This is a genomic window from Sphingomonas sp. HT-1, assembly GCF_048568905.1.
In the GTDB taxonomy this organism is placed as follows: domain Bacteria; phylum Pseudomonadota; class Alphaproteobacteria; order Sphingomonadales; family Sphingomonadaceae; genus Sphingomonas.
Genome location: NZ_CP183770.1, coordinates 2,871,883 through 2,888,745 on the forward strand (window position 1 = coordinate 2,871,883; position 16,863 = coordinate 2,888,745).

Sequence of the window (16,863 nt, forward strand, 5' to 3'; positions counted from 1 at the left end):
TGCATTATCCTGCCCGATAAATGTGGTCGTGAGGAAGCGTGTGGAACGTGACGAGGTGGAACAGCCGCCGGCAACGGGAGTGCCCGCGGGGCCAAGTCTGAAGGACGTGACTTCCTATAGCCCGACCGGCGATCATCCCACGCACCATTGGAAACGCTCGACGGTGACGGTGCCGGGGCTGGGCGACCGCGGCACGATTTTCTTCGCGGCGCTGCAGATGACGCGCATGCCGATGATCATCACCGATCCGCGCCAAGACGATAATCCCATCGTCTTCGCCAACAAGGCGTTTCTCGATCTTACCGGCTATGAGGAAAGCGAGATCCTCGGCCGGAACTGTCGATTTCTGCAAGGGGCCGAGACCGATCGCGACGCGGTAGCGGAACTGCGTGAGGCGATCCATCGGCGCGAAGCGATCGCGCTGGAACTGGTCAACTACCGGCGCGATGGATCGTTCTTCTGGAACGCCGTGTTCGTGGCGCCGGTGCTCGATACCGATGGCGAGCTGCTGTACTTTTTCGCTAGCCAGCTGGACGTGACGCGCCGCCGCGCTTCCGAACAGGCGTTCCGCCAGGCGCAGAAAATGGAAGCGATCGGCCAGTTGACCGCAGGCCTGGCGCACGACTTCAACAACCTGCTCCAGGTCGTCTCCGGCAACATCGACATCGTTGCCAACCAGGTGGAGGACGAGCGGCACCAGCGCCTGCTCACCAATGCCGCGCGCGCCGCCGACCGCGGCTCGAAGCTGACGCGGCAGCTGCTCGCCTTCGCGCGCAAGACGCGGCTGGAGCCCCGCCGGGTCGAGCTGAACCAGCTGATCCACGAATTCGGCGATCTGCTCGACAATACCGTCGGCGCGCAGATCCGGCTGGTGACCGCGCTGGAGCGCCGGCTGCCCGAAGTCCAGATCGATCCGACCCATCTGGAAATGGCGATCCTCAACGTGCTGCTGAACGCACGCGATGCGATGCCGCGCGGCGGCACGGTGACGATCTCGACGCGGCTGTGGAAGCTGAACGGCGACGCGCCGATGCACCAGCTGCCCGAGGGCGATTATGTGGTGCTGACGATCCGCGACGAAGGTAGCGGCATGGCCGATGATGTCCGCCGTCGTGCGACCGAGCCCTTCTTCACGACCAAGGGCGCCGAGCGCGGCACCGGCCTGGGCCTCGCTATGGTGCATGGTTTCGTCCAGCAATCGCTCGGCCGCCTGGAAATCGACAGCGCCCCGGGCGAGGGCACCGAGGTGCGCATGCTGTTCCCCACGGCGGCCAGCGCCGAGGTTGCGGCGCCGCCGCCTGCGGCGAAGCAGGAGCCGGGCCGGGGCGTCGCCGGCGGCAGCGAGACGATCCTGCTCGTCGAGGACAGCGACGATGTGCGGGCGCTGGCGCAGGAGCAACTGACGGCGCTCGGCTATCGCGTGCTGCTGGCGGCGAGCGGCGAAGAGGCGCTGGAGCGGATCGAGGCGGAGCCGATCGATCTGCTGTTCACCGATATCGTGATGCCCGGCGGGATGAGCGGGCTCGAGCTGGTCGAGCAGTTCCACGCGCTGCATCCGGAAACGCCGGTGCTGATGACGACCGGCTATAACGAGGATCTGGTGGCGGACATCCCGCGTGGCAGCAATCTGGACGTGATCGGCAAGCCCTATCGCCGCGAGCAGCTGGCGGATCGCATCCGTGCCGCGCTGGACCGGCGTTCGCCGGAGCCGCGCCGCACGGGCAACCCTTTCGGCGCCGTGGAGGCCTGAAGCCCCCGCCGGGCCATCAGGCGCCCAGGATGCGACGATAGAGGGCGATATACTGGTCGGCCATTGCCTCCACCGAAAAGCCCGCTTCGATTGCGGCGCGGCATGCCGCGCGATCGAGCGTGGCGGCGCGGTCGACCGCGCTGGCCGCTTCTTCCGCCGAATCGAGCAGCAGGCCGGTGACGCCGTCCGCGATCAACTCGGGCATCGAGCCGCGTCGGACCGCGATCACCGGGGTGCCGCACGCCATCGCCTCGATCACCGACAGGCCGAAGGGCTCGTCGAAATTGATCAGGTGGAGGAGCGCGCGAGCGCTGCCCAGCGCCTTGATCCGCGCCTCGCCGCCGACCGGGCCGTGATAGACGATGCGATCGTTCAGATGCGGCTGCACGTCGCGCTCGAAATAGCCCTGGTCCTGGACGATGCCGTACAGGTTCAGCCGGCGGCCGGTGGCCTGTGCGACGGCGATCGCCTCGGCCGCGCCCTTGTCCGGGTGCATGCGGCCGAAGAACAGCAGGTCGTCGCTGCCGGTCGCGTCGAAGGCGAAGTCGGCGAGCGGGATGCCGTGGTGGATCGTCGCGGCATAGCGCAGCGCCGGGTGTCGATCGGCATCCGAGATCGCGACATAGTGCACGCGGTCCTCGAACGGCTTGTACATCGGCAGGATGCGCTCGGAGGAAAAGCCGTGGATCGTCGTCACCATCGGCGTGTCGATCAGCGGGGCATAGGCGTGGGCGGGGAAATCGGCCTGGTTGTGGATCAGGTCGAACTCGGATGCGCGGGCGAAGAGGTGCGACTGGTGGGCATATTCCCACACCTTCGCGTCGATCGCGGGATCTTCTTCATAGCCGCGCGGCACTACGCCGGCGAGGCGCGCGGTGGTGACAGAGTCCTGCGTGGCGAACAGCGTGACGTCGATACCCTTGGCGACCAGCGCCTCGGTGAGCAGGCTCGTCACCAGCTCCCAGGGGCCGTAGTGCCGCGGCGGGGTGCGCCACGCGATCGGCGCGAGCATGGCGATCTTCATGCGCGGCTGCCCCTTGCCCGTCCGTGCCCCTGCGAAAGCAGGGGCCCAGGGTAGGAGAGCGAATCGCTTGGGGCTCTGGGCCGCTGCTTTCGCAGGGGCACGGGAGGGGTGTTCATGCGAGCAGGATGCCTTGATTCGGGGCGAGGGGGAGGGTGGTGCCTTCCACATGCAGTTCGTGGCCGGGCGTGGTGAGCGCAGGCGCCAGCGCGGCGGCCCATTCCGGCAAGGCCAGCGTCTGCGGCGCATTCGACAGGTTGAGCGCCACGAGCACGCGCGCGTTTCCATGCCGCCGTTCGTAGGCGAGCACCGCACCGTCGCTCGACACCGCCTGCCAGCTTCCCACCGACAGCGCCGGATGCGCGCGCCGCAGCCGGAGCAGCGCGCGGGTGAAGGCCAGCATTGAACCCGCCGCGTCCCGCTGCGCCATCACGTTGCGCTCCGCCCAGTCGGGGTTGAGCGGCAGCCACGGCTCGACCGAGCTGAACCCGGCATGCGCGCTCGCATCCCAGGGCATCGGCGTGCGGACCTCGTCGCGGTTGAACGCGGTGTCGGGCTCGCGCAGCGCTTGCGGGTCGCGCACCCGGTCGGGCGGGATGGCCACGTTGGGCATGCCGAGTTCGTCGCCCTGGTACAAGGTCGGCGTGCCGCGCAGCGTGAGGAGGAGCATCATCGCGACGGCTGCCTGGTCGGGCCCCACCCGCGAGGCGACCCGCGGCTTGTCGTGGTTGCCGAGCACCCAGTTGGGCCAGCCATCGGCGGGCAGCGCGCCTTCATAGTCGGCGATCAGCTGCGCCAGCGCCCCGGCATCCCAGCGCGCATCGAGCAGATGGAAGTTGAAGGGCAGATGCACGCCGTTCCCGCCCTCGCCATAATAAGCGACGAGGCGCGGGATCGGCAGGTAGATCTCGCCGATCAGCACGCGCTCGGGATAGTCCTCCGCGACGTCGCGCATCGCGGCGATGATCTCCATCATCTCGGGCTGGTCGGCCGAGTGGACCGGCAGCAGCCGCTCGATATCCTGCATCCCGTCGCGCCAGTCCGGATTGGCTGGGTTATCGGGGAAGTCGGGGTGCTTGATCGCCAGCCACAGCACGTCGATGCGGAAGCCGTCGACCCCGCGCTTGAACCAGAAGCGCATCGCGTCGAGCATCGCCGCGCGCAGATCCGGGTTGCGCCAGTTGAGCTCGGGCTGCTCCTTGAGGAACTGGTGGAGATAATATTGGCCGGTGGCGTCGTCCCATTCCCAGGCGCTGCCGCCGAAATAGCTCTGCCAGTTGTTGGGCGGCCCGCCATCGGGGCCGGGATCGCGCCAGATATACCAGTCGCGCTTGGGGGCGTCGCGCGAGGAGCGGCTTTCGCGGAACCAGGGGTGCTGATCCGAGCTGTGGTTGGGCACGAAATCGAGCAGCAGCTTCAGGCCGCGGGCATGGGCTGCGTCACGCAAGCGCTCGAAGTCGGCGAGCGTGCCGAAGCGCGGATCGATCCCGCAATAATCGGCCACGTCATAGCCGAAATCGGCCATCGGCGAGGGGAAGATCGGCGACAGCCACACCGCGTCCACGCCGAGATCGACCAGATAGTCCAGCCGCGCCGTCACGCCGGCAAGATCGCCGATGCCGTCGCCGTTCGAGTCGTTGAACGAGCGCGGATAGACTTGGTAGATCACGCCCTTCTGCCACCAGAGCGGTTCGGTCATCGGGGGCTCCTCGCGAAATTTCCTCCCCGGAACGGGGAGGGGGGTGTAGCTGCCGACAGCGATGTGCCGGGGGCACATCGCGGCAGCGAAACCGGCCCGCGAAGAGAGCCGTGGGCGCAGCATGGTGGAGGGGCCGCTGCGGCACGCGGCGGTGGTCCGGCGCGCGTCACCCGCACCGCACCTGCGGCGCGGCCCCTCCACCACCGCCTGCGGCGGCGGTCCCCCTCCCCGTGCCGGGGAGGAATTTTAGGGCTAATCACCGGAATCGTTCCTTCGGAATATGCGTGATCCGGCACGCCAGGTCCGCCTCGCCGCTCGCGACGATGTAGCGATCTCCGGCATCGACCAGCCCGGTGGTGAATACCACCGGCGTCGGCAGGTATAGCTGGTGCGCGATGTCTGCGGTCAGCGCGGGATTGGCCTCCAGCAGCGGCACCGTGTCTTCCTGCCGCAGGATCACGCTCGGGTTGTCGCGCTCGAGCAGCGCCCAGAAGCTGCGATAGATGCCGACCGCGTCGCGCTTCTCCACGCCGTGATAGATCAGCAGCCAGCCCGCCTCGGTCAGCACCGGCTGGCTGCCGCCGCCGATCCGCTGGTTCGAGGTCGAACCCTTGCGCGCGCGGATTCCCGGCTGGTCGAGCGGCTTCCAGTGCAGCCCGTCGGGCGAGCGGGCGAGGTTGATCGACGGGCCGCCCAGCCAGGGGGAGTCGTCCGGATAGGCGAAGTACACCTCGCCCAGCGGCCGGGTGAGCGCGTGGAAGAAGCCGTCGATCCGGCCTTCGAACAGCAGCATGTCCTTGTTCTGGTGATCGAGCACCACCCCGAGCAATTCCCAGTCGAGCCCATCGGTCGAGCGGTACATGGCGGTGCAATGCCGTTCGGCCGATACGCCGCACACCGTCATCCAGTAGGTGCCGTCGATCCGCGTGATCCGCGCATCCTCGACGCCATAGTCGAGGTAGCTGGCCGTGGGCGCGATCGCCTTGTCGTAATGCACTGCAACCACCGTGCGGCCCTCGGCATCCAGCTCCACCGGCAGCAGCCAGGACAGCGAGGTGAGGCCGAGCAGCCTCGGGTTGCGGCCCTTCAGCGCGAACTGGCGCGGATCGCCCATGTCCAGCCCCGCCACCGGGTGCCGATCGAGCACATAGCCCGAAGGTGTCCAGCGGATCGCGCGGGCGTGGCTGCCGTCCACGGGATCGCGCAGCGCCTCCGCCACGCGCACCATCAGCAGCAGGTTGCCGTTCGGCAGCCGCGCGAAGCCGGGGTTGAAGGCGCCCAGCACATAGGTCGCCTCGTCCACGCCCGCCCGTAGCGGCGACCGGTCCAGATCGACATCGTCGGGCCGGAAGATCAGGTAATCGTCGCTCAAGCGCTTGCCCCCTTGGGTTTCACGCCCAGCAACGGAGTCAGGCTCCCGCGGTTCCGGCTTCGGTTCCCGCTTCCTGCGCCTGGCGATGGTGGCGGATCACCTCGTCGATGATGAAGCGCAGGAATTTTTCGGAAAATTCGGGGTCGAGATCGGCATCCTGCGCCAGCGCGCGCAGCCGGGCGATCTGCGCTTCCTCGCGGCCTGGATCGGCAGGGGGAAGCCCGGCCTCGGCCTTGTAGCGCCCCACTGCCTGGGTCACCTTGAACCGCTCGGCGAGCATGAAGACGAGCGCCGCATCGATATTGTCGATGCTCTGGCGAAAGCGGATCAGCGTCGCGTCGGTCATGGCATTCTCTTTTGCCGCTGCGGCACGGCCATGCAAGCGCCTCTTGCCTTTGCAGGGCACAAAGGCCAGAGGCTCCAGCATATGAGCGCAACCGTCCACCGCCTGGGGTCGCGAACCCAGCCCTCGCTCGATCCGATCATGGCGCTGGTCGCCCAGGACATGAACCTGGTGAACGCGGTGATCCTCGATCGCATGCAGTCGGAAATCCCACTGATTCCGGAGCTCGCCGGCCATCTGATCGCCGGCGGCGGCAAGCGGATGCGGCCGATGCTGACGCTCGCAAGCGCGCGGCTCCTCGGCTATGCCGGCACGCGCCACCACAAGCTGGCCGCGGCGGTGGAGTTCATCCACACCGCGACGCTGCTGCATGACGATGTGGTCGACAGTTCGGATCTGCGCCGGGGCCGTCGCACCGCCAACATCATCTGGGGCAACCCGGCCAGCGTGCTGGTCGGCGATTTCCTGTTCAGCCGCTCGTTCGAACTGATGGTGGAGGCGGAGAGCCTGAAGGCGCTGCGCATCCTTTCGGGCGCCAGCGCGATCATCGCCGAGGGCGAGGTGAACCAGCTCACCGCGGTGCGCCGGATCGATCTGTCCGAGGATCGCTATCTCGATATCATCGGCGCGAAGACCGCCGCGCTGTTCGCCGCCGCCTGCCGCGTGGCAGGCGTGGTGGCCGAGCGTCCCGAGGCGGAGGAACTGGCGCTCGACGCCTATGGCCGCAACCTCGGCATCGCCTTCCAGCTGGTCGACGATGCGATCGATTACGTGTCGGATGCGTCGACCATGGGCAAGGATGCCGGCGACGATTTCCGCGAAGGCAAGATGACGCTGCCGGTGATCCTCGCTTATGCGCGCGGCAACGAAGCGGAACGCGCCTTCTGGAAGGAAGCGATCTCCGGCCGCCGCATCTCGGACGAGGATTTCGCCGAGGCGATCCGGCTGGTCCGCAATTGTCGCGCGGTGGACGATACGCTCGCCCGCGCCCGGCATTACGGCCAGCGCGCCATTGATGCGCTGGGCAGCTTCCGCGCCTGCGAGGCGAAGGACGCGATGGTCGAGGCCGTCGAGTTTGCGGTGGCGCGCGCCTATTGACGCGCGCCCCGGCCGTGCGGGCTTAATCGTCCGCCGGCTTTTCCTCGTCCTCGTCCTCGTCCTCGACTTCCAGAGCGTCTTCCTCGTCCAGGTCGAGCACTTCTTCGATGCCCTCGACGATCAGGTCGAGCTGCTCGTAGCTCGCCGTCATTTCGATGGTTTCGCCCTCTTCGTCTTCCAGGTGCAGCGTGTACTCGCCGTCGCTGTCCGGGGTGATGGTGAACTGGGAAAGGATTCGTGCCATGTCGCGCTCCTTTGGCGGTGAGTCCGCCTAACCACGCTTGTCCCGAATGGTTGCAGCCGAATGACGTCCACTCTGCCGATCCACGCTGTTTTGCCGGCGCTGCTCGATGTTCTGCGCGGCGGCAGCAACGCCGTGCTGGTCGCGCCGCCCGGCGCCGGCAAGACGACCGCGGTGGCGCCGGCGCTGCTGGGGGAGGGCTGGTGCACCGGGGAAATCCTGCTGCTCTCCCCGCGCAGGCTGGCGGCGCGCGCTGCGGCGGAGCGGATGGCGGCGCTCGCGGGCGAGGGGGTCGGCAAGACCTTCGGCTATGCCACCCGCATGGATACGAAGCGCTCGGCGGCGACGCGGGTGACGGTGGTCACCGAGGGCATTTTCGTCAATCGCATCCAGTCCGATCCGGAGCTGGTGGGCGTCTCCGCCGTGCTGTTCGACGAGGTGCATGAACGCAGCCTCGACAGCGATTTCGGGCTGGCACTTGCGCTCGATGCGCAGGGCGCGCTGCGGCCGGACCTGCGGCTGGTCGCGATGTCGGCGACGCTCGACGGCAGCCGCTTCTCCGGGCTGATGGGCGACGCGCCGGTGGTGGAAAGCGAAGGCCGCAGCTATCCGCTGACGCTGCGCCATCTCGGCCGCGCGGCCGAGGCGCGGATCGAGGACTCGGTTGCCAGCGCGGTGCGCCAGGCGTTGCGCGAAGAAGAGGGCGGCATCCTAGCCTTCCTGCCCGGCGTGGCGGAGATCGAGCGGACCGCCGAGCGACTGGGCGACATCGGCGGCGCGGTGCTGCACCGGCTGCACGGCAGTCTGGAGCCCGCCGCCCAGCGCGCCGCGATCGCGCCCGATCCGGAGGGACGGCGCAAGATCGTGCTGGCCACCTCGATCGCCGAGACCTCGCTGACGCTCGACGGCATCCGCGTGGTGGTCGATTCCGGACTGGCGCGGCGCCCGCGCTACGATCGCGCGGCGGGAATGACGCGGCTGGTGACCGAGCGGGCCAGCCAGGCGGCGGTGACCCAGCGGGCCGGCCGCGCGGCGCGGCAGGGGCCGGGCACCGCCTACCGCCTGTGGGAAGAAGCCGCGACGGCGGGGCTGCCCCGCTTCGATCCCCCCGAAATCCTCGAGGCCGATCTGTCGGCGCTGATGCTCGACTGTGCGCTGTGGGGCGTCACCGATCCGCGCCAGCTCGCCTGGCTCGATCCGCCGCCCGAGGCAGCGATCGCCGAGGCGCGGGCGCGGCTGGGGGCGCTGGAGGCGATCGACGCCGATGGCCGCCCGACCGAGCATGGCAAGGCGATCGCCCGCCTGCCGCTGCCGCCGCGGCTCGGCCATATGCTGGTGCGCGCCAGCGAGCGCGGCATGGCGCGAACCGCGGCGGCGGTCGCCGTGCTGCTCGGTGAGCGCGGGCTGGGGGGCAATGACGCGGACCTCGACCTGCGCCTGCGTCGCTGGAAGGGGGAACGCGGCCAGCGCGCGGAGAATGCGCGGCGGCTGGCCGAGCGATGGAGCAAGCTTGTTCCCCCTCCCGCAAGCGGAAGGGGGCTAGGGGGTGGGCCCCCGCTCTCCACGTGCGAATCCGGTGCGGATGCCGGGGGCCCACCCCCCGGCCCCCTCCCGCGCGCGGGAGGGGGAGCGCAGGGAGAAGACGTCGCCCTTTGCGTCGCGCTCGCCTTCCCCGATCGCGTCGCCAAACGCCGCGACGGCTCTGGCGAGACCTGGGCCTCGGTCGGCGGGCGCGGGTTCAAGCTCGACCCCGCCTCGCCGCTCGCCCGCGCCGACTGGCTCGCCGTCGCCGAGACGCAGGGCATGGCCGCCGGCGCGCGCATCCTCTCGGCCGCGCCGATCGATGCCGCCACGGTTGAATCGCTGTTTGCCGATCGCATCGAGACGCGCCGCACCGTCAGCTTTGATCCCGCCACCGGCCGTATCGAAGCGCTGCGCGAACGCCGCCTGGGTGCCGTGCGCCTGTCCGGCGGCAGCGACTCGGGTGCCACGCCCGCCGAAATCGAATCGGCACTGCTCGAAGGCGTGCGGACCCATGGCCTCCACCTGCTCCCCTGGTCCGATACCGCGCAGGCGCTCCGCACCCGCGGCGCCTATGCCGGCATCGCGGCGCTGACCGACGAGGCCCTGCTCGTCGCCCTCGACGAGTGGCTGCCGCCCGCGCTGGAAGGCAAGCGCCGGCTCGACGCGGTGAGCCCCGAATCGCTCACCCAGGCGCTGCAGAATCTGCTCGGCTGGGATGGGCAGAAGACGCTCGACCGGCTCGCCCCTGCGCGCTTCGAGACCCCCGCCGGTTCCTCCCACGCTATCGACTATGCCGCCGAAGCCGGCCCCACGGTGGAAGTGCGCGTCCAGGCGCTGTTCGGCCTCGCCGAGCATCCGATGATCGGCGGCAACGTGCCGCTGGTGCTCAGCCTCACTTCGCCCGCCGGCCGGCCGATCCAGACCACCCGCGACCTGCCGGGCTTCTGGAAGGGTAGCTGGGCGGCGGTCGCCAAGGAAATGCGCGGCCGCTACCCCCGCCACCCCTGGCCCGAGGACCCGGCGGCGGCCTCCGCAACGCTACGGACGAAAAACGCTGATGCAAGGGCGCGCGCGGCGCGCTAAAGGGTGGCCCCATGAAGTCCGCTCGCATCTATCAGCGCGTCAAGAACGCGATGCAGTCCGGCCGCGCCCGGACCGACAACTGGGTTCTCGAGTTCGAGCCGCACACGCCGCAGCGGCCCGATCCGCTGACCGGCTGGGCCGGCGGCGGCGAGACCGCCAATCAGGTGCGCATCGGCTTTCCGACGCTGGAAGCGGCAAAGGAATATGCCGAGCGTGAAGGCTATGCCTATCACGTCGTGCCGGCGCCGCAGCGCAAGCTCAAGCTGCAGGCCTACGCCGACAATTTTCGCTGATCGCGGACGCTTCGCCTGCATAGCAGGTGAAGTGGCGGGCTCAGCGCATCTACACCAGTCGTCATCCCCGCGCAGGCGGGGATCCATTTGCCAGGACGCTGGGGGCGAGCCGTGACAGGCCCACCAATGGATCCCCGCCCGCGCGGGTACGGCGGAGGTTTTGGCCGGCGTGCGCCTTCAGACGCGACTCAGCCGTTCCCCAGCAGCGCGCCGCTGAGCAGCAGCAGCATCTTCACGTCGACGCCCATGCCTTGCGCGCGGCAGTCGGCGATGAACGCCGGCAGGTCGGCCAGCGGCACATGGTGGACGTTGATGTCCTCGCCGTCGACGCCGCCGCCTTCGCCGACCCGGGTCAGCCCATGCACGCGCACCAGCGTGAAACTTTCGCTGACCATGCCGGGCGAGGCGAAATACTCGCCCAGTTCCTCGACACGCTCGCAGGCATAGCCGGCTTCTTCCTCCAGCTCGCGGCGCGCGGCGGCCTCGATCGTGTCACCTTGCTCGGTATCTCCCACCAGTCCGGCGGGCAGCTCAATCGAGCGGCGGCCCATCGGCACGCGATACTGGTCGACCAGGATCACCCGGTCCTGATCGTCGATCGCGACGATCACCACCGCGCGGATGCCGCGGGCACGGGCGACATATTCCCATTTGCCCTGGCGGCGCACGGTGATCCACTTGCCCGTCCAGGGGGTCTCGATCGGTTCGTCGGTCATGGAAAAAGGCCTTAGAGTTCGATCAGGCGATCGGGAAGCTCGTTCACGTCATCGGCGGCACGCGGGAAATGCTCGGCAAGTACGATGCCGATCTGCGCCACCGCCGCGGCCATGCCTTCGGCGACCCGGCCTTCCTTCACATGGCCGAGCAGGGCGGCCATCGCCGCCCCCCACACTTCGGGTGTGACGCGCGAATGGATCGCCGAGTCCGCCAGGATCTCGGCACGATGCTCGGCGAGGCTGAGGTAGAGCAGCACGCCGGTGGAGCCGGTGGTGCGCTTCTCGGCGGCGGTGCGGAACAGCGCCAGCGCGCGGGCATGGACCCGCCGGGTCTTGGTCGATCCGGGCGCGAGCGCGATGCGCAGCGCGTCCTTGGCGAGCACCACCCGCACCAGCAGGAAGGTGAGCGCGCTCACCACCAACGCGGCGGTGAGGTACCAATGCGCCGGCACGGTCTGCGCCCAGGGATCGATCATCCGGCTGTGCAGCCACTCGATCGGGGCGGGCTGCCAGGCGAGCAGCGCCAGCACCAGCAGCATCGTCAGCACCGCCCATTGCAGCGCGACATCGGCATAGTCGTCCGAACGCCCGGCAACCACCGTGACGATCTCGCCGCTGGTGCCGCCTTCTGCCCGCGCTACGGCCGCCGCGACCGTGGCGCGGTCCTGATCAGTCAATCGCATCCTCACCAGCTCCCCGAAGCCCCGCCGCCGCCGAACGATCCGCCGCCGCCGGAGAAGCCGCCACCGCCGCCACCGCCGCCGCCGCCCCAGCCGCCGCCGCGATCGTCGTCATCATGCTGGCTTGCCGCCCGGCCGATTTCACTCGCGATCGTCCAGAGGATGATCGGCAGTGCGCCGCTGTCGCCGCCGCCGCGGTAGCGCTTTGCGCCCCAGGGGCCCGGCCGGCGCTTGCCGCCGAAGCGGGCGAACATGGGAATCAGGATGACGATCAGCAGAATGAACCAGAACAGCAGCCCGATCGGCAGCCCGCTGCTGCCGCCCTTTCGGCGCGGGGCCTTGGCGGCGGCATCCTGCGCCGCCTTGGCCTTCTGCTCGGCCGCCTCCAGCGGCTGCTTCATCTGCTCGGCAATTGCCTGCGCGCCGGCCATGATGCCACCGGCCATGTCGCCGGCCTTGAAGCGGGGTACGATCGCCTGGTTGATGATCTGGCTCGACAGCGCGTCGGTCATGATCGGCTCGAGGCCATAGCCGACCTCGATCCGCACCTTGCGCTCGTTCGGCGCAACGATCAGCAGGATGCCGTTATTCGCGTCCTTCTGGCCGATCTGCCAGGCACGGCCGAGCTGATAGCCGTAATCGGCGATGTCATAGCCCTGCAGGTCCGGGATCGTCGCGACGACCAGCTGCCGGCTCGACGCCTGCTCCACCTCGGCCGAAAGCTGGGTAAGCTGCGCGACTTGCTCGGGCGAGAGCAGATGTGCGTCGTCCACCACCCGGCCGGTCAGCTTGGGGAAGCTAGGATCGGCCAGCGCGCTCGTCGCCCCGGCGAGCAGGGCGACGAGCAGCAGCACGTAGCGCAGTACGCGCATCATCGACGCTCCGGGAAAAGGACGGGTCAGTTGCTATTCCCGAAGTTCACCGTCGGGGCTACATCCGCACCCGCCTTGGCCTGGAATGGCGTCATCGGCTTGGCGCCGTAGAACACCTTCGCACCCACTGCGTCGGGGAAGGTGCGGATGCGCGTGTTATAATCCTGCACGGCCTGGTTATAGTCGCGGATCGAGATGGTGATCCGGTTCTCGGTGCCTTCCAGCTGGCTCATCAGCGTGGTGAAGTTGCCCTGGCTCTTGAGGTCCGGATAGGCTTCCACCGTCGCCAGCAGCCGCGAGAGCGAGCCGCCCAATTGCTGCTGCGCCTGTTGGAACTGCTGGACCTTGGCCGGATCGGTCAGGTCCGTGGCGTTGACCTGCACTGAAGTGGCCTTGGCGCGGGCATTCATCACGTCGGCCAGGATCTTGCCTTCGGACGCGGCGGCGCCTTTCACCGTCGCGACCAGGTTCGGGACCAGGTCGGCGCGGCGCTGATACTGCGCCTGCACGTCCGCCCATTTGGCCTTGGCATTCTCCTCGGCGGTGGGGACGCTGTTGAGCCCGCAGGCCGAGAGCGAAAGCGCTGCCACCGGCACCAGTGCGGTATGAAACTTCATGGGCAAGGTTCCTCCAAATCCCATCGATCGAAGTGTCTTATATGGTAGCGACACCGGTCAGCGGAAGGGAAATCGAACGCCCGGGGTTGGCGATTGACAGCGGATTCCGCCATCATGCTGCGGCACGGAACGGGAGAAACGAGGAATGTTGAAGGAATTCAGAACGTTCATCGCGCGCGGCAATGTGCTCGATCTCGCCGTCGGCGTCATCATCGGCGCGGCGTTCGGCACGATCACCAAGTCGCTGACCGACGACATCATCATGCCGGTGGTCGGCGCGATCTTCGGCGGCGTCGATTTTTCCGGCTACTTCATCCGGCTGGGCGCGCTCCCGGAGGGCTATACCGGCTCCACCACCAGCTATGCGGCGCTGAAGGCCGCCGGCGTGCCGCTGTTCGGGTTCGGGCAGTTCATCACCGTGGTGATCAACTTCCTCATCCTCGCCTTCATCGTCTTCCTGCTGGTGCGCTCGGTCAACAGGTTGCTCGCGACCGCAGAGCGTGACAAGGCCGCAGGGGAGGGGCCGCCTGCTGCCGATCCGGCCGATGTGGTGCTGCTGCGCGAGATTCTCGACGAACTGAAGAAGCGCAACGGCGCCGCTTAGGCGGCCGCCAGATCCTCGGCCACGGCATCGGCCAGGCTGGTGCCGTCCAGGATCCGCGCGGTTTCATCGCGCACACGGGCCATCGCCTGGCGGATCGCGCAGGCCGCTTCATCCTTGCAGTCGTTGCAGGGGCGATAGGCGGTACGGCTGACGCAGGGGACGAGCGCCAACGGCCCCTCAATCACGCGGATGATCTCGCCCAGTGAAATAAGGTGCGAGGGGCGGGCGAGCCGATAGCCGCCCATCTTGCCGCGCGTGGAGAGCAGAAACCCTGCTTCCCGCAGATCGGCAAGAATCAGTTCCAGGAACTTGCGCGGCACATTGGCTTCGCTTGCGATGCGGTTCATCGGCACGGGTGCGCCGGTGATCGGCTGTTCGGCAAGGAAGAGCATTGCGCGGAGCGCATAGCGGGAACGCTGCGTCAACATGATGCACTCTCCATGCCAACCGAATTGGGCCGTGTGAAGGCGATAATCCTTGTTACCTGACCTTTTCATTAAGCGCGGATCGCTTATATGGGTCGTTGCCGGGTTCGCCCGGCTATGGCGATAAACAATGGCGTATAATAGATGCAGCGGACCCGGGGGCAGTACCCGGCGGCTCCACCATAACCGGTGGTGTATCTGGACACCGTTTCTGACGGGGCCGAACCAGGATCGACGTGTATTGAAAAGCGCTGTCTTCGCTCGGAATGGGACCACCGCAACGGCCCATTACACAAGTGCCAACGATAACGAAGCACTCGCTATTGCGGCGTAACCTCACGGCTTAACGGCCTAAGGTTATTCTAAAATGCGCGGTCGGGCCACACCGGGCAACAGAAGTGGATTCCAGCGGCCGCCAGGGGGGCCGGGCAACAGAACCCCCTGGACCGTTTCGATCAGCGCGCCGTGAGGTCGATCAGAGCGTCGCCAGCCAGGGCTCTACGGCAGCGAAATGCGCTTCCCAGCTGGGCATCGTGTAGTTCCGTACCCGCGCTAGCTGCGCCTGTCGGATCTCGCCTTCCTGCAGATGATGGGCGATCGCCGCCAGCCAGGCGGTGCCGTCGAGCGGGTCGCAATAGATCGGCAGATCGCCGGCAAGTTCGCGAAATACCGGCAGGTCGCTCGCCACCACCGGCGTGCCGACGCCCAGCGCCTCCACTATGGGCAGGCCATAGCCTTCGGTGAAGCTCGGCATCAGCAGCGCACGCGCGCCGCGCAGATAGCCGGCAAGCGCCGCATCGCCGCAATCCTCGATCACCTGCACATGGCCGGCAAGCAATGGCAGCCGGTCGAGCATCGCCAGCGCCGTCTGCGCCTCCCAGCCGCGCTGGCCGATGATGACCAGCTTCGGGCAGGCGGCGGCATTGTGCGTGATCAGCCGGCGCCACAGCTGCAGCAGCAACACATGGTTCTTGCGGCCCTCGATCGTGCCGAGCGTGACGAAATAGGGGCGATCGAGTGCGATCGGCGGTGCGTCGGCCGGCAGCGGATGTCCGCCCAGCAGCGCCGGCAGCATGGGCGGACAGGGCTTTCCCTGTGCCTCGGCAAAAGCGGCGAAAAGGTCGAGCGTCGCCTGGGAGTTGCCGATGATGCCGGTCGCGCTCGTCAGGGCATTGGCCATACGACGATTATGACGAATATCTTCCCCCACCCGACAAAACTCAGGATGCGTCAGCGGGATGAGATCATGGATGAGATAGACCGGCCGAACCTGGGCGCGTTGTGCCCAGGTGACGAGGCCGCTGGCGTCCAGCCCGGTGTGGCCGACATTCAGGTAGAGCCGATCGCCACCCCATTGGCCGCCCCGCTGCGCTACCACCGCACGCATTGCCAGGCGCGGTGCTCGAGTGCGGAACTGCGGTCCGCCTTCCCGAATCAGGCGAAATATCGCATCCGACAGTGCAGGCGTGAGGATCTGGCGTAGATTCCCGCGCTGGACAACTGCCTGCGCACGCGCGGCGAATTGCTCGACATAGGCGAGGCAAACGCGATCGACGCCGGTAGGGAGCCGGCCCGTCCAGGTCCGCCAGATGAGACGGCTGACATCGATGAGGAGATCGCGCGGCATCGTTGCTGGAACTTTGTCCGCCTTAGGTTGATCGGAGAGAGCAGTTGATAATAAAGGTCACGGTCGCTGGGCGGATTGCGCCCGCTCGCAAGACAAATCAAGCCGTTGCTGCGGGGCGATGCACTAGCTAGGACGATTTGTGAGACAAGCCGCCCCGTCGGCGGCGTAGTGTGGGGCCGGTGATGGCAAGACGAATTCTGATGCCGTTGTTCCTCCTGTCCCTGGCAGCGAACGTGATGGCCGTGTTGCTGAACCCGAGTTGGTGGGTAATCCCCGCGCTGCTGGCCGGCTGGTATGTCGCCGATCTCGCATCGGGCTTGGTCCATATGTACATGGATTACCGGCCCTGCCCGGCGGGCAAGGGCCTAGACGCCTTGTACTTCTATGCAGGGTCGCGTGAATCAGATGCGTACAAAGCGCTCTGGCGGGAGCGCATGGGCAAGGTCGGTCCGCTGGATCGGCTGGTCTATGACTTTAAGAACCATCACCCGCGACCGGATGCTCTAGGCCGGCGCGACCTTTGGCGCCTGATCGGTAGCACCGTGATTCTTGCGGCCCTGCCGTTCTCGTTACTGCTGAACGCGGCGGCGTACAGCGGTGTTGCGCCTGGCTGGGCGGCAGCGGCGGGCGTTGCGCTGATTGTCGGAGGGGCGTTTGCGCAATATTTCCATGGAGCTCTTCACCGCGAGCGCAATCCGTGGATTGTCAATGCGCTGCGGCGGTGCAGGCTGCTGATGACACCGGCGGCGCACCAGTTGCATCATGATACGCTGCAGCGGGACTTTGCCACGAATTGTGGGTGGTCCAACCCGCTGGTGAACCGGCTGTTCCTTGCCTTGCGGCGGCGTGGAATGCTGGATGATGCCGGGCTGGAGCCCGGGGCCTGATCTGCGCTGGA

The 16,863-nt window shown here is 67.7% G+C and carries 17 protein-coding genes and 1 other RNA gene; 7 read left to right on the forward strand and 11 right to left on the reverse strand.

Going from position 1 to position 16,863, the window contains the following annotated elements:
• Window positions 1–40 precede the first annotated feature (40 nt).
• Complete coding sequence (locus ACNFJ7_RS13380) at window positions 41–1,750, forward strand: histidine kinase famiy protein (protein WP_019369245.1); 1,710 nt, start codon at window positions 41–43, stop codon at window positions 1,748–1,750.
• A gap of 16 nt (window positions 1,751–1,766) precedes the next feature.
• On the opposite strand, the gene ACNFJ7_RS13385 is transcribed toward ACNFJ7_RS13380, so the two are convergent.
• From ACNFJ7_RS13385 to ACNFJ7_RS13400, 4 genes are all read right to left on the reverse strand, one after another.
• Entirely contained in the window at window positions 1,767–2,774 is a 1,008-nt protein-coding gene (locus ACNFJ7_RS13385; RefSeq protein WP_019369246.1) for a glycosyltransferase family 4 protein, read from the reverse strand.
• 112 nt (window positions 2,775–2,886) lie between these two features.
• Window positions 2,887–4,470 carry an alpha-amylase family glycosyl hydrolase gene (locus tag ACNFJ7_RS13390; protein WP_019369247.1) on the reverse strand — a complete coding sequence of 528 codons (1,584 nt, stop codon included), beginning with the start codon at window positions 4,468–4,470 and terminating at the stop codon, window positions 2,887–2,889.
• 256 nt (window positions 4,471–4,726) lie between these two features.
• Window positions 4,727–5,842, reverse strand: a complete 1,116-nt coding sequence (locus ACNFJ7_RS13395; protein WP_019369248.1) for a glycosidase — start codon at window positions 5,840–5,842, stop codon at window positions 4,727–4,729.
• A gap of 37 nt (window positions 5,843–5,879) precedes the next feature.
• A complete protein-coding gene (locus ACNFJ7_RS13400; RefSeq protein ID WP_026009094.1) occupies window positions 5,880–6,188 on the reverse strand; it encodes a chorismate mutase in 309 nt (102 codons plus the stop codon).
• A gap of 81 nt (window positions 6,189–6,269) precedes the next feature.
• Here ACNFJ7_RS13400 and ACNFJ7_RS13405 point away from each other — a divergent pair, with 81 nt between their 5' ends.
• Window positions 6,270–7,283, forward strand: coding sequence for a polyprenyl synthetase family protein (locus ACNFJ7_RS13405; RefSeq protein ID WP_019369250.1), 1,014 nt, complete (start codon window positions 6,270–6,272; stop codon window positions 7,281–7,283).
• Window positions 7,284–7,305: 22 nt separating this feature from the next.
• Here ACNFJ7_RS13405 and ACNFJ7_RS13410 read toward each other — a convergent pair whose 3' ends face one another.
• A complete protein-coding gene (locus tag ACNFJ7_RS13410) occupies window positions 7,306–7,527 on the reverse strand; it encodes a hypothetical protein (protein WP_019369251.1) in 222 nt (73 codons plus the stop codon).
• Between the two features lie 60 nt (window positions 7,528–7,587).
• Here ACNFJ7_RS13410 and hrpB point away from each other — a divergent pair, with 60 nt between their 5' ends.
• Complete coding sequence (gene hrpB / locus ACNFJ7_RS13415) at window positions 7,588–10,131, forward strand: ATP-dependent helicase HrpB (protein WP_419724224.1); 2,544 nt, start codon at window positions 7,588–7,590, stop codon at window positions 10,129–10,131.
• A gap of 11 nt (window positions 10,132–10,142) precedes the next feature.
• Window positions 10,143–10,424 (forward strand): ETC complex I subunit, encoded by a 282-nt coding sequence (locus ACNFJ7_RS13420; protein WP_019369365.1) that lies wholly within the window; start codon window positions 10,143–10,145, stop codon window positions 10,422–10,424.
• A 188-nt stretch (window positions 10,425–10,612) separates the two neighbouring features.
• On the opposite strand, the gene ACNFJ7_RS13425 is transcribed toward ACNFJ7_RS13420, so the two are convergent.
• Genes ACNFJ7_RS13425 through ACNFJ7_RS13440 form a run of 4 tightly spaced genes read right to left on the reverse strand, consistent with a single transcriptional unit; the run spans window position 10,613 to window position 13,309 of the window.
• On the reverse strand, window positions 10,613–11,140 hold the full coding sequence (locus tag ACNFJ7_RS13425) for an NUDIX hydrolase (RefSeq protein ID WP_019369364.1): 528 nt from the start codon (window positions 11,138–11,140) through the stop codon (window positions 10,613–10,615).
• A gap of 11 nt (window positions 11,141–11,151) precedes the next feature.
• On the reverse strand, window positions 11,152–11,823 hold the full coding sequence (locus ACNFJ7_RS13430; protein WP_019369363.1) for a TPM domain-containing protein: 672 nt from the start codon (window positions 11,821–11,823) through the stop codon (window positions 11,152–11,154).
• A gap of 2 nt (window positions 11,824–11,825) precedes the next feature.
• Window positions 11,826–12,695, reverse strand: coding sequence for a TPM domain-containing protein (locus ACNFJ7_RS13435; RefSeq protein WP_019369362.1), 870 nt, complete (start codon window positions 12,693–12,695; stop codon window positions 11,826–11,828).
• 23 nt (window positions 12,696–12,718) lie between these two features.
• Window positions 12,719–13,309 (reverse strand): LemA family protein, encoded by a 591-nt coding sequence (locus ACNFJ7_RS13440; RefSeq protein ID WP_019369361.1) that lies wholly within the window; start codon window positions 13,307–13,309, stop codon window positions 12,719–12,721.
• 145 nt (window positions 13,310–13,454) lie between these two features.
• On the opposite strand from ACNFJ7_RS13440, the gene mscL reads away from it, so the two are divergent.
• Window positions 13,455–13,913 (forward strand): large conductance mechanosensitive channel protein MscL, encoded by a 459-nt coding sequence (gene mscL / locus ACNFJ7_RS13445; RefSeq protein WP_019369360.1) that lies wholly within the window; start codon window positions 13,455–13,457, stop codon window positions 13,911–13,913.
• On the opposite strand, the gene ACNFJ7_RS13450 is transcribed toward mscL, so the two are convergent.
• Entirely contained in the window at window positions 13,910–14,341 is a 432-nt protein-coding gene (locus tag ACNFJ7_RS13450; RefSeq protein WP_019369359.1) for an RrF2 family transcriptional regulator, read from the reverse strand. The genes mscL and ACNFJ7_RS13450 overlap by 4 nt on opposite strands.
• 58 nt (window positions 14,342–14,399) lie before the next feature.
• Here ACNFJ7_RS13450 and ssrA point away from each other — a divergent pair.
• Window positions 14,400–14,746, forward strand: a transfer-messenger RNA (tmRNA) gene (ssrA, locus tag ACNFJ7_RS13455).
• A 67-nt stretch (window positions 14,747–14,813) separates the two neighbouring features.
• Here ssrA and ACNFJ7_RS13460 read toward each other — a convergent pair.
• Window positions 14,814–15,965, reverse strand: coding sequence for a glycosyltransferase family 4 protein (locus ACNFJ7_RS13460; RefSeq protein WP_019369358.1), 1,152 nt, complete (start codon window positions 15,963–15,965; stop codon window positions 14,814–14,816).
• A gap of 200 nt (window positions 15,966–16,165) precedes the next feature.
• On the opposite strand from ACNFJ7_RS13460, the gene ACNFJ7_RS13465 reads away from it, so the two are divergent.
• Window positions 16,166–16,852 (forward strand): fatty acid desaturase CarF family protein, encoded by a 687-nt coding sequence (locus ACNFJ7_RS13465; RefSeq protein WP_019369357.1) that lies wholly within the window; start codon window positions 16,166–16,168, stop codon window positions 16,850–16,852.
• The last annotated feature ends 11 nt before the right edge of the window (window positions 16,853–16,863 follow it).

Bases quoted from the DNA above. Each gene is read 5' to 3' on its own strand.
- ACNFJ7_RS13385 (WP_019369246.1), bottom strand. From the start codon at position 2,774: ATGAAGATCGCCATGCTCGCGCCGATCGCGTGGCGCACCCCGCCGCGG.
- ACNFJ7_RS13390 (WP_019369247.1), bottom strand. From the start codon at position 4,470: ATGACCGAACCGCTCTGGTGGCAGAAGGGCGTGATCTACCAAGTCTAT.
- ACNFJ7_RS13400 (WP_026009094.1), bottom strand. From the start codon at position 6,188: ATGACCGACGCGACGCTGATCCGCTTTCGCCAGAGCATCGACAATATC.
- ACNFJ7_RS13405 (WP_019369250.1), top strand. From the start codon at position 6,270: ATGAGCGCAACCGTCCACCGCCTGGGGTCGCGAACCCAGCCCTCGCTC.
- ACNFJ7_RS13410 (WP_019369251.1), bottom strand. From the start codon at position 7,527: ATGGCACGAATCCTTTCCCAGTTCACCATCACCCCGGACAGCGACGGC.
- hrpB (WP_419724224.1), top strand. From the start codon at position 7,588: ATGACGTCCACTCTGCCGATCCACGCTGTTTTGCCGGCGCTGCTCGAT.
- ACNFJ7_RS13420 (WP_019369365.1), top strand. From the start codon at position 10,143: ATGAAGTCCGCTCGCATCTATCAGCGCGTCAAGAACGCGATGCAGTCC.
- ACNFJ7_RS13425 (WP_019369364.1), bottom strand. From the start codon at position 11,140: ATGACCGACGAACCGATCGAGACCCCCTGGACGGGCAAGTGGATCACC.
- ACNFJ7_RS13430 (WP_019369363.1), bottom strand. From the start codon at position 11,823: ATGCGATTGACTGATCAGGACCGCGCCACGGTCGCGGCGGCCGTAGCG.
- ACNFJ7_RS13435 (WP_019369362.1), bottom strand. From the start codon at position 12,695: ATGATGCGCGTACTGCGCTACGTGCTGCTGCTCGTCGCCCTGCTCGCC.
- ACNFJ7_RS13440 (WP_019369361.1), bottom strand. From the start codon at position 13,309: ATGAAGTTTCATACCGCACTGGTGCCGGTGGCAGCGCTTTCGCTCTCG.
- mscL (WP_019369360.1), top strand. From the start codon at position 13,455: ATGTTGAAGGAATTCAGAACGTTCATCGCGCGCGGCAATGTGCTCGAT.
- ACNFJ7_RS13450 (WP_019369359.1), bottom strand. From the start codon at position 14,341: ATGTTGACGCAGCGTTCCCGCTATGCGCTCCGCGCAATGCTCTTCCTT.
- ACNFJ7_RS13460 (WP_019369358.1), bottom strand. From the start codon at position 15,965: ATGCCGCGCGATCTCCTCATCGATGTCAGCCGTCTCATCTGGCGGACC.
- ACNFJ7_RS13465 (WP_019369357.1), top strand. From the start codon at position 16,166: ATGCCGTTGTTCCTCCTGTCCCTGGCAGCGAACGTGATGGCCGTGTTG.